Genomic DNA, 15,066 nt, shown 5'->3' with positions numbered 1-15,066 from the left:
AGGTAAGAGTGTCATACCTGTTAACTTGTTAACCGGTCACCCCGTCAACTCAAAAAACTAAAACATCTTGCGCACACGGTCAATGCCCTGCACCAGAGCGTCCACCTCCTCGCGCGTGTTGTACAGCGCAAACGAGGCACGCGCCATGCCCTCCACGCCACAGCGCTGCATGAGCGGCTGCGCACAATGGTGACCAGTGCGAATAGCAATGCCCAGGCGGTCGAGCAGTGTGCCAAGGTCGAGCGGGTGAATGTTTCCTACGTTAAAGGCCACCACAGCGTCCTTGCCGGGAGCGGTGCCAAACAAGTGCATGCCCTCAATGGCCTGCATCTGCTCCATGGCATACTGCGTCAGTGCACGCTCGTGGGCGTGAATGTGGTCCATGCCCAGGGCCGACACATAGTCGAGCGCCACAGCCAGCGCATGACTGCCCACATAGTCGGGCGTGCCAGCCTCAAACTTGAAAGGCAGACGCTCGTAGGTAGTATGCTCAAACGTAACGCGTGCTATCATTTCGCCGCCACCCTGGTAGGGCGGCATGCGGTCGAGCAAGTCTTCGCGGCCGTAAAGCACACCGATGCCCGTGGGGCCATACACCTTATGCCCGCTGAACACCATAAAGTCGCAACCAATGTCCTGCACGTCCACCTTGAAGTGCGGCACACTCTGCGCCCCGTCCACCAGTATGTGCGCCCCGTGCGCGTGGGCAATCTCCGCCATGCGCTTCACCGGGTTCACCGTGCCGAGCACATTGCTCACATGAGCCACACACACCAGCCGTGTGCGCGGAGTGAACAGCTGCTCATAGGCATCGAGATCGAGCACCCCCTCGTCGGTCATAGGCACCACCTTCAGCACAATGCCCTTGCGCTCGCGCAGCAGTTGCCAGGGCACAATGTCGCTGTGGTGTTCCATCACCGTCACAATCACCTCGTCGCCCTCGTGCAGAAAAGCCTCGCCATACGAGCTTGCCACCAGGTTGAGGCTCTCGGTAGTGCCGCGTGTAAACACCACCTCAGCCACATCGCGTGCGTTGATAAAGCGGCGCACCGTTTCGCGGGCCGCCTCGTGCAGGTCGGTAGCCTGCTGCGACAGAAAGTGCACCCCGCGGTGCACATTGGCGTTCACCGAATAGTATTCGTTGGCTATGGCCTCGACCACGCAGCGCGGCTTCTGTGTGGTAGCCGCGTTGTCAAGGTACACCAACGGCCGTTTGTACACCTCGCGGCCAAGTATGGGAAAATCCTTGCGGACTGTGTTGATGTCGTACATGTATCGAAATGTATTTAAGTTGCCTGAAACGTGCTGCAAAAAACGCAAGCACTAATGGGGGCGACGCGTCTCGCGTCGGGATAGGAAAAGGTGAAAAATACGGACGCTATTAAATATAGCTGCATTTTTCCCGACGCGGGACGCGTCGCCACCATTAGTGGTAGCGTTTGGCGCTTGAGTCCATTCGCATGTTTACTTTTCAAGATTGTTCGGCATGATGCTTACGCCCGTTGGAATCAGTGTCGCCATAAAAGTAGACGTAAACGCCGAATCCTGCAAAAACGATACTTGATAGTATAGCAAAGAATAGGGGCATTGTCATTTTGTTTGGCTGTTATCGGTAGTAGCACGTTTGTTATATTCAACTTTCGGATTTAGCAAGGGCGGGCTGAAAGCCCAATGAATTCCATAGCCCAAGGCAGCGCCTTGGGTTATCATCAAGAGGAAAAGTGACGCCCTGTAAGGGCAAAAGTATGATGAAGTTTTTCTACTTCTGCCCTTACAGGGCGTCACAACCTTGCTCAATTTTACCCAGGGCGTTGCCCTGGGCTGAGTAAATACTTGGGCCTTCAGCCCGCACTTGCTAAATCCGAAACTTCGGTGATTTATTTCTTGCCGCACCCCCGGCACCCGTGGCATTGGCTGCCCAGTTCGCCGCGGAAACGCATCTCAACCAAGTGTGAGAGGCGGTCGTGCAAGTGTTCAATGTCCACATGGCGCAACACCTCGTTGACAAAGGCATGCTGCAACAACAAGCGCGCCTCCGCCTCGGGAATGCCGCGCTGACGCATGTAGAAGAGCGCCCCCTCGTCAAGTTTGCCAATCGTCGAGCCGTGGTTACACTTCACGTCGTCGGCATAAATCTCAAGCATGGGCTGGCTGTAGGCACGTGCTGTGGGCGAAGCGCACAAGTTGGCGTTAGTCTGCTCCGAGGCCGTTTGCTGAGCCCCCGGTGCCACATACACCTTGCCGGCAAAAGCCCCCGTGCTGTGGCCGCCAAGCACATACTTGTAGAGCATGTCGCTCGTACACTTTGGCGCCAGGTGTTCCACCACAATGTTGTTGTCGGCACGCTGTTCGCTGTCGGCAATCACCGCCCCGTACATTTCCGCCGTAGCCCCCTCGCCGCGCAAGCGCACGTCGAGCCGGTTGCGGCTCTGTCCGCACGTCAGTGCAATGCCGTCGTAGCTAAAGCGGCTGTTAGCCTGCTGCTCCACGTAGATGGTCGAAAAGCGCGTGGTGCGGGCGTTAGTCTCCTCAATGCTGTAAACATTGAGTTCAGCCCCCTCCTCGGCATACACCTCGGCCACCTGGGTGGTAAGGTAGCGTCCCTCGCCCTCAGCGTGGTCGCACAGCAGCACCGAGCCCTTGGCCCCCCGTCCGGCCACCACCACAATGCGGCGCACGCTCATCATGTCGGCCTTGGCCGATGCCACGTTCACCACCTGTATGGGCACCTTCAGCCGGCAGCCCTCGGGCAGGTAAATCAGCATGCCGTCCTGTGCCAGCATGGTGTTGAGCAGTGTCACCCCGTCGTGCCCCGTCCTGAAGTCGCGGTCGGTAGCCGCAGCGCGGTTGTAGTATCGCTCCACAATGTCGGCGTGGTGCTGTGCCGCCTCGTTCAGCGTACACACCATCACCCCCTCGGGCAGCAGTGCCCGCGAGCTCTGCGGTGCGGCACAAGGCACATCGTTCACCACGAAGAAGAGCGATGTGCTCAGGTTCGGCACATTGCACTTGAAGGTGGCGTAAGGGTCGGCCCCTGGAGCCAGGCGGCGCAGGTTAAGCCCGTAGTCGGGCGCAAAGGCCGCCTCGGCGTCGGTGTACTTGTAGCGCTCCACCTTGGTAGTGGGCAGTCCTTGCAGGTCGAGCTGGGCGGCCGCTGCCTCGCGGTGGCTGTTCATCACCGCGTTGCTGCCGTCGTCCACCATGTCGCGGTGGGTGCGGTAAATGCCAGTGTATTGTTTGTGACTCTCCATCATGCCTTATGCCTCCTCAGTCAAGCTGTTAACAATCCAGTCAAAGCCCTTGTCTTCAATTTCGTAGCCAAGGCTGGCCGTGCCGTCCTTCACGATGCGGCCCTTCACCAGCACGTGCACAAAGTCGGGCTTGAGGTAGTCGAGCATGCGCTGGTAGTGCGTAATGACCATGGCACTTGTCTGCGGGGTGCGCAGCATGTTGAAGCCCTCGGCTACAATGCGCAGTGCGTCCACGTCGAGGCCCGAGTCCGTCTCGTCGAGAATGGAGAAGGTGGGTTCGAGCACCGCCATCTGGAATATCTCGTTGCGTTTGCGTTCACCGCCCGAAAAACCCTCGTTCACCCCTCGGCTCATAAAGTGCGCGTCGAGTCCCACGAGTTTGCGTTTCTCCTTGAGCAGTTTCAGAAATTCGCCGGCCGGTATGGGCTCCTGCCCGAAATACTTGCGTTTGGCGTTGAGGGCGGCACGCATGAAGTTGGTCATCGATACACCGGGAATTTCGGTGGGGGCCTGGAACGACATGAACACACCCTCGTGGGCACGGTCCTCGGGCGGCAGTGCCAGCAGGTCCTTGCCGTTGAAGGTAATCGATCCTTCGGTCACCTCGTATTTGGGGTTGCCCACCAGCACGTTGCTCAGTGTGCTTTTGCCCGAGCCGTTGGGGCCCATGAGCACGTGCACCTCGCCATCGCGAATGGTGAGGTTTACGCCGCGCAGAATTTCTTTGCCTTCAACCGAGGCATGGAGGTTTTTTATTTCAAGCATGATGTTGTTTTGTGTCGGTTTGGTAGTGGCCGCGGCCCGTTTGGCAGCCTGCGGCCCGATTAGGTAGCAAATGTAGCAATTTTTTTTCAGACAGCTGCAATTTTTGCCGCCCTTTTCGCGGGCGTGAGCGCGTCAGCGCGCATCTCACCCCACACCCCCTAACTCTTCTTCTTTGTAATCTTATTCTTATTGTTGACAATTAAGGTGACAATCAAGGTGACAATTTTGGAAATCTGCAATCGTGCAACGTATTGATAATCAAATGTTTTAACAGGGTTTCAAGGTGACAATTAAGGTGATAATCAAAGTGATAATAATTTTCAGGCAATTTTGTGCGGTGAGAAAGGCAGAACCAGCCCCCAAAATTAGCCATCTGCCACACCATGCCGCATGCACTGCAACGGGAGGTAGAAAAAACAGTCGTGCGAGGTAGAAATCCGGGCTGGAGAAACGAAAAAATCGGTCTCCCGTGAGCGTTTTTCTCCAGCGTGGCGCAGCTGTGTGCCGCACGCACGGAGGGAGTGAGGCGGGCACGGTGGCAGACGCGCTTTTTTTGTGGTGCCGTGCCGTGCAGATTACAATTAAAACGCTACCTTTGCAACATGAACACACTGGGCAAACGAACAAGCGAAGAACGCTTCAACACCCTCACCCACCTGGGTGGTGTGGTGTTCACCCTGGCAGCTGCCTGGGTGATATTGCGCTTGGGGTGGGGCAGTGGCTGGAAAAACGCCTTCGGCACCACCTTCTTTACCTGTGGCATGCTGCTCATGTACGCCGCCAGCACCCTTTACCACTGGTGGCTGCCCGGCCACGGCAAGCGGCGGCTGCGTGTGCTCGACCACATCAGCATCTACGTGATGATAGCCGCCTCGTACACCCCCATCTGCATCGGTGTGGTGGGCGGTGCCTTGGGCTGGACCGTGTTCGGTCTGCTGTGGGCGGTGGCCTTGGGCGGTGCGGTGTACAAAATCACTGCCATGGGGCGCTGGCCGCGCTTGTCGCTGCTCATCTATCTGGTTATGGGCTGGACCTTTGTGTTCATTGCCGAACCCGTGTGCACACGCATCTCAACGCCGGCCCTCGTAAGCCTTGGTGCTGAAGGGTTTTTCTATACCTCGGGTACCTACTTTTTTGCCCACGACAGCCGTCCCTACTACCACGGTGTGTGGCACATATTTGTGCTCCTCGGTTCGGTGGCCCATTGGCTGGCCATACTCTTCATTTTGAGTTGAGGCGGCTGCGCCTGCACTGTCAATCGCGTTTACTAATTTATCAAACATATTTTATGAAATCAGCAATATCAACCACCCAGGCCCCTGCGGCCATCGGTCCTTACAGCCAGGCCATTGAGGCCGGCGGCACAGTATACGTATCAGGCCAGCTGCCCATCGACCCCGCTACGGGCGCCTTTGCCGAAGGCGGCATAAAGGAGCTTACACGCCAGTCGCTCACCAACATCAAGCACATACTCGAACAAGCTGGACTTACTATGGGCAATGTGGTGAAAACCAGTGTGTTCCTGGCCGACATGAACGACTTTGCCGAGATGAACGAAGTGTATGCCCAATTTTTTGAAGCACCCTTCCCCGCACGCTCGGCTGTGGCTGTCAAGACGCTGCCCAAAAATGCCCGCATCGAAATAGAGTGCATTGCCGTAAAGTGACGCGGTATGGCACAGAAGATTGGTGTTTATCTCTCGTCGAAGGACAATCTGCCCGCCAGCTATGTTGAGGCCGCCCGCCAGGTGGGCCACCTCATAGGCAGCACGGGGCGCACGCTGGTGTATGGCGGTGCGCGCAAAGGATTGATGGAGGTGCTGGCGCAGAGCGTCAAGGCCAGTGGCGGCCGTGTGTACGGCATGGTGCCCGAAATCATTGAGCAACGCGGTCTTGTGAGCGATGCGGTGGACGTGACCTTCAGGTGTGTTGACCTGAGCGACCGCAAGCAGATGATGAACCGCGAGAGCGATGTGCTTGTGGCCCTTCCGGGTGGCATAGGCACGCTCGACGAGGTGTTTACCGTCATGGCCAACACGGTGATAGGTATATGCCGCCAGCCGTTGGTGTTCTACAATGTGGACGGCTGTTGGGACGCTGTGCTTGCAGCGCTTGACAACCTGTTTGCACAGGGACTTGTGAGCGGCCAGCCGGCCGACTACTACAGCGTGGCTACGAGCATTGACGAGCTGAGGGCACTGCTCTGAGGCAGTCAATGTGGTAATGGGCTGACGCCGTAGCGTTCCTTGGCAGCCGCTAACGCGGAGGTTTGGAGTGTTTAACGGCTGTTCGCCGTTGCGCTTACCGCGGTAACATAAGAACATAAGCCACATAAGAAACATAATTTGGGCGTCTGAGACTTCGCCTCAGACTTTAAGAAACATAAGGGCTGACGCCGTAGCGCTACAACTTGTAATACTACGGCGTCAGCCCTTATGTTCTTGAGCCACGCAGACATCAGTCCGTGGCTGTCAGCCGCGCAGCGGCCTTATGTTCTTATGTTCTTTTGTTTCCCGCGTTAGCGGTTGCCAAGCTACGCTACGGCGCCAGCCCTTATGTTTCTTAAAGTCTGGGAACGCAGTTCCCGGACGTCCAAATTATGTTTCTTATGTAGCTTATGTTCTTATGTTACCGCGGTAAGCGCAACGGCGAACAGCCGTTAAACACTCTAAACTTCTGCGTTAGCGGCTGCCAAGTAGCGCTACGGTGTCAGCACATTAGTCCATTGCGCATATCACCACATTACCAAACATTTAACACATTACCACATTCCCACATTGGCACATTCCCTATCACGTGCAATTTTTTTATCAAAAACGTGGCAGCAAATAAGTGTCAACACCAAAAAAAGTGCTAAATTTGCGCTGTACTATATAGTGACGACCTATGAACGACGAATTGAGAGTCATCATCAGCGGTGGAGGTACTGGAGGCCACATCTTTCCGGCCGTGTCCATCGCCAACGAAATAAAGGCCAAACGCCCCGATGCCAAGATACTTTTTGTAGGCGCTGAGGGACGTATGGAAATGCAGCGTGTGCCAGCAGCAGGCTACCCCATCAAGGGACTGCCCATAGCCGGCTTTAATCGCAAAAATTTGTTGAAGAACATACCCGTGCTGTTCAAAATACTGGAAAGCCGCCGCATGGCGCGCCGCATCTTGCGCGACTTCCGTCCGCAGGTGGCAGTAGGCGTGGGCGGCTATGCCAGCGGGCCCACACTCAATGTGGCCGAAAGCATGGGCATACCCACTTTGTTGCAAGAGCAGAACTCTTATGCCGGCGTGACCAACAAACTGCTTGCCAAAAAGGCACGCAAGATATGTGTGGCTTACGACGGCATGTCGCGTTTCTTCCCTGCCGACAAAATACTCTTTACGGGAAATCCCGTGCGCCAGAACCTGCTCGAGGGTACGGTGCAGAAGGACGATGCCGTGCGCAGCTTCGGCCTGGTGCCGGGCAAACGCACCATACTGGTGATTGGCGGTTCGCTCGGTGCACGCACCCTCAACGAGAGCATACTGGGCAATCTGCCCCTTGTCAAGCAGCAGAGCAATGTGCAGTTTGTGTGGCAAACGGGCAAGTACTACAGCAGTGCCATCAAGGAGGAGCTCGACCGTCGCGGCTGTCCTGACAACCTGAAGGTGATGGACTTTATAGCCGACATGAAACAGGCTTATGCCGCCGCCGATCTCGTGATTTCACGTGCCGGAGCCGGCAGCATATCAGAGTTCTGTCTGTTAGGCAAACCCGTGATACTGGTGCCATCGCCCAATGTGGCCGAGGACCATCAAACCAAAAACGCCCTGGCGCTTGTGCAGAAAAACGCTGCACTCTACGTGCCCGACGCCGAGGCACGCCGCACCCTGTTGCCGCTGGCCATCAATACCGTGGCCGACCACGAAAAGCTTGAATCGCTGAGTCACAACATCATACAGCTGGCGCGTCCAAATGCCGCGTCCGACATAGCCGATGAGGTGATAAAACTGGCTGAGGGCAAATAAACCGAGGGGCGTGGCGGCTGCCACACACATGGTACGTACGAACGCCTGACAATACAAGATTACCAGTCGAGCCATTTCCAATATCCCGGGCCGGGGCTTTGCATCATTGCTAAGGCCGGCCCCGCTGTGGAATGCGCCCAACACACACATTCATATAGCAAACACCACAATGAAATCAGTATACTTCGTCGGTGCAGGTGGCATCGGCATGAGCGCCCTGGAGCGCTATTTTCTGTCACAAGGTTTGGTGGTGGCCGGTTACGACCGCACAGCTTGCGAACTGACTGAAGAACTCAGAGCCGAGGGCGCTGACATACACTATGAGGACAATCCCGACCTCATACCCGAGGCTTGTCGTGACAAGGCAGAGACACTGGTGGTTTATACACCCGCCATTCCTGCCACACACAAGGAACTGACCTACTTCCGCGAGAACGGATTTGACATACAGAAGCGTGCGCAGGTGCTCGGCACCCTCACACGCTCAATGAAGGGCCTCTGCGTGGCCGGCACGCATGGCAAGACTACCACCACCTCGATGACGGCACACCTGCTGCACGAGAGCCACGTGGGCTGCAACGCCTTTCTTGGCGGCATAACCAAGAACTATGGCACCAACTACTTGCTGAGCAAGACGTCGCCCTATGTGGTGATAGAGGCCGACGAGTTTGACCGCTCGTTCCACCACTTGCGCCCGTATGCCACAGTTATTACGGCAACCGATGCCGACCACCTCGACATTTACGGCACCGAGGAGGCTTATCTTGAGAGTTTCCGCCACTACACCGAGCTTATCCAGCCGGGTGGCGCGCTCATTATTCACCGCGGACTCAAAATGCAGTCCAACCCGCAGGAGGGTGTGCGCGTGTACACTTACGACCGCACGGAGGGCGATTTTCATGCCGAGAACATACGCATTGGCGGCGGACACATCGTGTTCGACCTCGTGTCGCCCATTGAGAACATAGCCAACATTGAGCTTGGTGTGCCGGTGAGCATCAACATCGACAATGGCATTGCTGCCATGGCCCTGGCCCAGCTGGCCGGTGCCACGGCCGACGAAATACGCCGCGGCATGGCATCGTTTGCCGGTGTGGACCGCCGTTTTGACTTTGCACTGAAAAACGACAAGCACGTGCTGCTGTCGGACTATGCACACCACCCGGCCGAAATAAAGCAGAGCATTCTGAGCATACGCGAGGTGTTTGACGGACGCAAAATTGCGGCCATCTTCCAACCGCACCTTTACACGCGTACGCGCGATTTTTATAAGGACTTTGCCGACAGCCTCTCGCTGTTGGACGAGGTGATACTGACAGAGATTTATCCGGCACGCGAGAAGCCCATACCTGGCATTACGAGCCAGATTATTTACGACAATTTGCGTCCGGGCATAGAGAAGCATTTGATAGAGAAGAAGGACATTCCCGCCTTTGTCAAGTCGCACGACTTTGATGTGCTGATAGTGCTCGGTGCCGGTGATGCGGTGGATTATGTGCCGCAAATTAAGGAGATACTCGAACACAAGTAGTGGGGCGCGCAGGGCACAGCCTCTGTGTGTGGGCGCCGCCACAACTCTCAACAGCATATTGCGGTGAAGACGTTTATCAAACTCATACTCTTGGTGGGCATCATAGTCTATCTGTGTTTTGCCTTTGTCGATTTTAGCTCGCATGCCGACACCACAACGTGCCGGCAAGTGAACTTTACGGTGGCCGACAGCTCGCACGCGGGCTTTATCACGGCCGAGGAGGCCGACCGTCTGCTGCGCAACTCGGGGCTGTACCCCGTGGGGCGCCAAATGGACAAGGTGGACGGGGCTGCCATAGAGCAAGCACTCCGCCGCAACTCCTTTATTGACTCGGTGCAGTGCTACAAGTCGCCGGGCGGGGTGCTGAATGTGCTCATACAGCAACGCTTGCCGCTGCTGCGCGTGATGGCCGACAATGGCGATGATTACTACATCGACGAACACGGACATATCATGAACCCGCAGGGCTACTCGGCCGACCTGGTGGTGGCCACGGGCAGCATATCGCGCCCCTTTGCACAGAAGCAACTGGTGCGACTGGGCAACTTTCTGCGCGACGACCCCTTTTGGAACAATCAGATAGAACAAATATATGTGACGTCGCAGCAACACCTTACGCTGGTGCCGCGTGTGGGCGGACACACTATTGACTTTGGCGATACGGACAGCATCAGCCTCAAATTTCGCAACCTTTACACCTTTTACACTAAGGTGCTGCCCCAGGTGGGGTGGAACAAGTATAGCGAGATATCGGTGGAACACGTGTCGCAGATAGTGGGGCGCAAACCCGTAAAGGGGTGAGCGCCAACTTACATTAGTATAAAATAAAACGAACAACATAAATGGCAACAGAAGACAACTTTATAGTAGCTATCGAGCTTGGCTCGTCAAAGGTGACCGGTGTGGCAGGCCGCAAGCAGCCCGACGGCGCCATTCAAGTACTTGCCTTCGCCCAGGAGCCTTCGACCACTTTCATACGCAAGGGCCGCATCAACAATGTGAGCAAAATGACGCAGTGCATCATCAGCATGCGTGAAAAGCTGGAGCAGAAGATGCAGAAGAGCATCAGCCGCGTGTATGTGGGCATTGGCGGTATGGGCATGCACACCGTGGCCAACACGGTGGCACGCCACTTTGACTCGAAAGTGGAGATTACGCAGGAGATGGTAGATGCCATCAGCGACGAGAACCGCACTTCGGCCAGCGCCGACCGCGACATTCTTGAATCGGTGCCGCAGGAGTACCACCTGGGGGCGCAGACTACTATCGACCCTGTGGGCATACTCGCCGACAGCATTGAGGGACACTACCTTAACATCGTGGCCAACTCGTCGGTGCGCGAGGAGATACGCAACTGCTTCCGCACGGCGGGGGTGACTATTGCCGACCTGCCCATCACCGTGCAGGCACTGGCCGACTCTATGCTTACCGAACCCGAAAAGCGCTCGGGCTGTGTGTTTGTGGACATGGGTGCCGAAACGACCTCGGTGGCGGTGTACAAGAACAACTTGCTGCGCCACTTGGCAGTTATACCGCTCGGTGGTGCCAACATCAACCGCGACATCATGTCGCTGCAGATTGAGGACGACGAGGCTGAAGAACTCAAACTGAAGTATGGCTCGGCTGTGCAGGAGAGCGACACTGACGCGCACAAGCCTATCGCCCTGCGCGACGGACGTACCATTCCGTACGACGAATTTATGGGTCTGGTTGAGGCACGCGTTGAGGAGATTGTACTGAACGTGAAGAACCAAATATCATTGTCGAACTACGACGTGAGCCAGCTCATTGGTGGCTTGATTGTGACGGGTGGCGCTGCCAACATTCGCAATATCGACAAGGCTTTTACACGCGACACCAAGTTTGAGAAGATACGCTTCGTGCGCAGCATTCGCATTCCGCTCCGCACACCCGACTATCCCGGTCTTAACAACGATGGCGACTGCAATGCGGCGATAGCCCTTATTGACAAGGGTGAAATTAACTGTTGCGGCGGGACTTTGGGCCAGCCCGACTTGTTTGACGAACCGAAGGACACAGAGCCCGAACCGAGCGCTGAGGAACTGGCTGCTGCCGAGGCCAAGAAAAAGGCTGAGGAGGCTGAAGCACAACGCAAGGCTGAGGAGGAAGCACGCATCAAGGCCGAAATAGAGGAGCGCGAACGTGAGCGCAAGGAACGTGAGGAGGCTAAGAAGAAACGCCGCAACAAGTGGAAGAACTCCTGGAAGCGCATGAGCAACTTCTTTGGCAACCTGGTGAAGGAGGACAGCGATGCGTGATACACCGTCGTGTGTGCACTGTGTATAACATAAGGGGAACTAAAAAATCTGTTTTTAGAACCACCCATAACAACGACTGAAAGTCATGGCAGAAGATAATAACAACGATTTGTTGATAGATATGGGCGTGCCTACTACCACGCCTTCGATTATAAAGGTTATCGGTGTGGGCGGTGGCGGCGGTAATGCCGTTAACCACATGTACCGTGAGGGTATTCACGATGTGAACTTTGTGGTGTGTAACACCGACTCTAAGGCACTGGCCGACTCGCCAGTGCCTGTGCGCCTGCAAATAGGCAAGGAGGGACTTGGTGCCGGTAACCGTCCGGCAAGGGCCCGCGAGGCGGCCGAGGAGAGCGTGGAGCAAATTCACAACATGCTCAACGATGGTACTAAAATGGTGTTTATCACAGCCGGTATGGGCGGTGGTACGGGTACGGGTGCCGCACCTGTCATTGCACGCGAGGCTAAGTCGATGGGCATCTTGACGGTGGGCATCGTGACCATTCCTTTCCTGTTTGAAGGTAACAAGAAGATTGACCAGGCGCTTGACGGTGTGGAGGAGATTTCGAAGCATGTCGACGCGCTGCTGGTTATCAACAACGAACGTCTGCGCGAGATTTACCCCGAACTCAATGTGCTCTCGGCCTTTGAAAAGGCTGACAACACGCTGAGCATCGCAGCACGCTCAATAGCAGAGATTATTACGATGCACGGTATTATCAACCTCGACTTCCGCGATGTGTGCACCGTGCTCAAGGACGGTGGTGTGGCTATCATGTCGACGGGCTACGGCGAGGGCGAAAACCGTGTGAGCAAGGCTATTGAGGCAGCGCTGCATTCACCGCTGCTCAACAACAACGATATCTTTAACTCGAAGAAGGTGCTGCTCTCTATCTCGTTCTGCGCCGAAAAGGAGGGCGACACGCTCATGATGGACGAGATGAACGAGGTGCACGACTTTATGTCGAAGTTCCACGATGATGTGGAGACCAAGTGGGGCTTGAACACTGACCCGACGCTGGGCAAGCAGGTTAAGATAACCATTCTGGCCACAGGCTTTGGCATAAGCAATGTGACGGGTATGAAGAGCAAGCTCGATGCTGAGGCTGAGAGCCGCCGACAAATGGAGATTGAAAAGGACGAGGAGAATGAGGAACGCCGCTCTAACTTTTACGGTGGCGACAAGAAGGGTACGCTCCGCCGCCGTCCGCGCTTCTTCTTGTTTGGGCTTGACGACCTTGACAACGAGGAGATTATCTCGCTCGTGGAGCTGACACCGACTTACAAGCGCTCAAAGGAGGCACTCTCGGACATCAAGGCTAAGTCGTACAGCAATGTGGCTATTGAGCCTGAGAGCCTGAACGCTGCCGCACCTGCCGCCGCGCCGGGTTCGGTAATCTCTTTTTAATGTAAATACTACGTCATAAGGCAATATATATGTAAGGTACAAGGTTATAATGCTGCGCATGAGGTGCGGCTTTATAACCTTGTTGCGCCCATGACGTTAAACACACCAGGAAAGTATGGAAGTGGAAGATGAATTGATACAGATAGCGAATGTGACAACACCGCGCATTATCAAGGTGATTGGTGTGGGCGGCGGCGGCGGTAATGCCGTGGGCCAGATGTATCGCGACAACATACCCGAGGTGCGCTATCTTGTGGCTAATACCGACAAGAAGGCACTCGACGACAATATTGTGCCTGACCACCTGCAACTCGGACCGGGACTCGGGGCGGGGGGCGACCCCGAACGTGGGGCCGCGCTGGCCAACGAATGTCTTGACCAGATAAACGCCGCGCTTGACGATGAGACCAAAATGGTGTTTGTAACGGCTGGTATGGGCGGTGGCACAGGTACGGGGGCTTCGCCCGTGATAGCGCATGCGGCTCGTGAAAAGGGCATTCTGACGGTGGGCATTGTGACGATACCGTTTTTGTTTGAACGCGAAAAGCAGATTGACAAGGCGCTCGACGGCCTTGATAAGCTGTCGAAGGAGGTGGACGCCATGCTGGTGATTAACAACCAGCGCTTGTGTGACATCTACAGCGACTTGAGCATTATCAATGCTTTTAAGCGGGCTGACGAGACGCTGTCGACGGCGGTGAGCTCCATCACCGAGATTATTTCGATGCACGGCCGCGTGAACCTGGATTTCCAGGACGTGAACACGACGCTGCGCAATGGCGGTGTGGCGGTGATGTCGACGGGATATGCCGAGGGCGAGAACCGTGTGACGAGGGCTATCAATGATGCGCTCAACTCGCCGCTGCTCAACAACAATGATGTGTTTGACGCCAGCCATATACTGATAGCCATCACCACGAGCAGCGATGATGGTGCTACCTTGCGTACGGGCGAGGTGGACGAGATAAATGCCTTTATGGGACATTTTAACTCGGACATTGAAACGAAGTGGGGACTGGCCTTTGACCCGCAGTTGGGGCAGACTATCAAAATTACTATTATAGCCTCGGGCTTTGGACTGTATGGTACGAAGAAACGCGAGCGGAACAACAAACTGGAGGTTGACGCTGACGATGCTGATAAGTTGGGGCGCCGCACGGTTTACTATGGCACATCGACACGGGTGCGCCGACGCGCTCGCTGCTACATATTTAACGATGATGACCTCAACAATGAGGCGCTGCTCAAACAGGTGGAGGAGGTGCCTACCTTCAAGCGCTCGGCTGAATGCTTGCAGAGTATCAGCGAACTCTCGCGCAGGTAGGCCGCTGACACGAAGATAAATAGCATGTATAACAAATACACAACGCAAAAATGGACATATTTGAAAAGGTAAGTAAGGACATTATTGCTGCGATGAAGGCTAAGGATAAAATGCGCCTTGAGGCCTTGCGCAACGTGAAGAAATTCTTTATCGAGGCTAAGACTGCCCCGGGAGCCAACGATACGCTTGATGACGCCACCGCGCTCAAAATTTTGTCGAAACTGGCTAAGCAGGGCCGCGACACAGCTGCGCTCTACCGCGAACAGAGCCGTCCGGACCTGGCCGAGGAGGAGGAAGCTCAGGCTGCGGTGATTGAGGAATATCTGCCCAAGGCACTCAGCGCTGAGGAACTGGAGGCCGAAATTAAGTCTATCATTGCCGAAACTGGTGCCACAAGCATGAAGGATATGGGCAAGGTGATGGGCGTGGCCAGCAAGAAACTGGCCGGGCGTGCCGATGGCAAGGCTATTTCGACTCTCGTAAAGCAGCTCCTGGGCTGATGTG

The 15,066-nt window shown here is 55.6% G+C and carries 13 protein-coding genes; 10 read left to right on the top strand and 3 right to left on the bottom strand.

The window, feature by feature from the left end:
• Positions 1-57: 57 nt before the first annotated feature.
• From BQ5453_RS00720 to sufC, 3 genes are all read right to left on the bottom strand, one after another.
• Positions 58-1,272, bottom strand: a complete 1,215-nt coding sequence (locus BQ5453_RS00720; protein ID WP_071121715.1) for an aminotransferase class V-fold PLP-dependent enzyme — start codon at positions 1,270-1,272, stop codon at positions 58-60.
• A gap of 605 nt (positions 1,273-1,877) precedes the next feature.
• Positions 1,878-3,254: a Fe-S cluster assembly protein SufD gene (gene sufD / locus BQ5453_RS00715; RefSeq protein WP_317039433.1), complete on the bottom strand. Its 1,377-nt coding sequence runs from the start codon at positions 3,252-3,254 to the stop codon at positions 1,878-1,880.
• Between the two features lie 3 nt (positions 3,255-3,257).
• Positions 3,258-4,016, bottom strand: a complete 759-nt coding sequence (gene sufC, locus BQ5453_RS00710; protein WP_022102877.1) for a Fe-S cluster assembly ATPase SufC — start codon at positions 4,014-4,016, stop codon at positions 3,258-3,260.
• Between the two features lie 602 nt (positions 4,017-4,618).
• Between sufC and trhA the strand changes: the two genes are divergently transcribed.
• From trhA to BQ5453_RS00660, 10 genes are all read left to right on the top strand, one after another.
• A complete protein-coding gene (gene trhA / locus BQ5453_RS00705) occupies positions 4,619-5,251 on the top strand; it encodes a PAQR family membrane homeostasis protein TrhA (RefSeq protein WP_022102875.1) in 633 nt (210 codons plus the stop codon).
• 53 nt (positions 5,252-5,304) lie between these two features.
• Entirely contained in the window at positions 5,305-5,682 is a 378-nt protein-coding gene (locus BQ5453_RS00700) for a RidA family protein (protein ID WP_022102874.1), read from the top strand.
• Positions 5,683-5,688: 6 nt separating this feature from the next.
• Positions 5,689-6,222 carry an LOG family protein gene (locus tag BQ5453_RS00695; RefSeq protein ID WP_071121714.1) on the top strand — a complete coding sequence of 178 codons (534 nt, stop codon included), beginning with the start codon at positions 5,689-5,691 and terminating at the stop codon, positions 6,220-6,222.
• A gap of 679 nt (positions 6,223-6,901) precedes the next feature.
• On the top strand, positions 6,902-8,017 hold the full coding sequence (murG, locus tag BQ5453_RS00690; protein ID WP_071121713.1) for an undecaprenyldiphospho-muramoylpentapeptide beta-N-acetylglucosaminyltransferase: 1,116 nt from the start codon (positions 6,902-6,904) through the stop codon (positions 8,015-8,017).
• Positions 8,018-8,186: 169 nt separating this feature from the next.
• Positions 8,187-9,548, top strand: a complete 1,362-nt coding sequence (gene murC, locus BQ5453_RS00685; protein ID WP_071121740.1) for a UDP-N-acetylmuramate--L-alanine ligase — start codon at positions 8,187-8,189, stop codon at positions 9,546-9,548.
• 63 nt (positions 9,549-9,611) lie between these two features.
• The gene (locus tag BQ5453_RS00680) at positions 9,612-10,349 is read left to right on the top strand and encodes a cell division protein FtsQ/DivIB (RefSeq protein ID WP_071121712.1); all 738 of its coding nucleotides are present in this window, start codon (positions 9,612-9,614) and stop codon (positions 10,347-10,349) included.
• A 41-nt stretch (positions 10,350-10,390) separates the two neighbouring features.
• The gene (gene ftsA, locus BQ5453_RS00675; protein WP_071121711.1) at positions 10,391-11,827 is read left to right on the top strand and encodes a cell division protein FtsA; all 1,437 of its coding nucleotides are present in this window, start codon (positions 10,391-10,393) and stop codon (positions 11,825-11,827) included.
• A gap of 85 nt (positions 11,828-11,912) precedes the next feature.
• Positions 11,913-13,238 (top strand): cell division protein FtsZ, encoded by a 1,326-nt coding sequence (ftsZ, locus tag BQ5453_RS00670; protein WP_022102868.1) that lies wholly within the window; start codon positions 11,913-11,915, stop codon positions 13,236-13,238.
• A gap of 115 nt (positions 13,239-13,353) precedes the next feature.
• The gene (ftsZ, locus tag BQ5453_RS00665; protein WP_071121710.1) at positions 13,354-14,562 is read left to right on the top strand and encodes a cell division protein FtsZ; all 1,209 of its coding nucleotides are present in this window, start codon (positions 13,354-13,356) and stop codon (positions 14,560-14,562) included.
• Between the two features lie 50 nt (positions 14,563-14,612).
• Positions 14,613-15,062 (top strand): GatB/YqeY domain-containing protein, encoded by a 450-nt coding sequence (locus BQ5453_RS00660; RefSeq protein ID WP_071121709.1) that lies wholly within the window; start codon positions 14,613-14,615, stop codon positions 15,060-15,062.
• Positions 15,063-15,066: the final 4 nt, after the last annotated feature.

Origin of the sequence: Prevotellamassilia timonensis (assembly GCF_900106785.1) — a bacterium.
Taxonomy (GTDB): domain Bacteria; phylum Bacteroidota; class Bacteroidia; order Bacteroidales; family Bacteroidaceae; genus Alloprevotella; species Alloprevotella timonensis.
This window is presented reverse-complemented; position numbering and strand designations above follow the sequence as displayed.

Coding starts and splice junctions, on each gene's coding strand:
- BQ5453_RS00720 (WP_071121715.1), bottom strand. CDS start 1,272: ATGTACGACATCAACACAGTCCGCAAGGATTTTCCCATACTTGGCCGC.
- sufD (WP_317039433.1), bottom strand. CDS start 3,254: ATGATGGAGAGTCACAAACAATACACTGGCATTTACCGCACCCACCGC.
- sufC (WP_022102877.1), bottom strand. CDS start 4,016: ATGCTTGAAATAAAAAACCTCCATGCCTCGGTTGAAGGCAAAGAAATT.
- trhA (WP_022102875.1), top strand. CDS start 4,619: ATGAACACACTGGGCAAACGAACAAGCGAAGAACGCTTCAACACCCTC.
- BQ5453_RS00700 (WP_022102874.1), top strand. CDS start 5,305: ATGAAATCAGCAATATCAACCACCCAGGCCCCTGCGGCCATCGGTCCT.
- BQ5453_RS00695 (WP_071121714.1), top strand. CDS start 5,689: ATGGCACAGAAGATTGGTGTTTATCTCTCGTCGAAGGACAATCTGCCC.
- murG (WP_071121713.1), top strand. CDS start 6,902: ATGAACGACGAATTGAGAGTCATCATCAGCGGTGGAGGTACTGGAGGC.
- murC (WP_071121740.1), top strand. CDS start 8,187: ATGAAATCAGTATACTTCGTCGGTGCAGGTGGCATCGGCATGAGCGCC.
- ftsA (WP_071121711.1), top strand. CDS start 10,391: ATGGCAACAGAAGACAACTTTATAGTAGCTATCGAGCTTGGCTCGTCA.
- ftsZ (WP_022102868.1), top strand. CDS start 11,913: ATGGCAGAAGATAATAACAACGATTTGTTGATAGATATGGGCGTGCCT.
- ftsZ (WP_071121710.1), top strand. CDS start 13,354: ATGGAAGTGGAAGATGAATTGATACAGATAGCGAATGTGACAACACCG.
- BQ5453_RS00660 (WP_071121709.1), top strand. CDS start 14,613: ATGGACATATTTGAAAAGGTAAGTAAGGACATTATTGCTGCGATGAAG.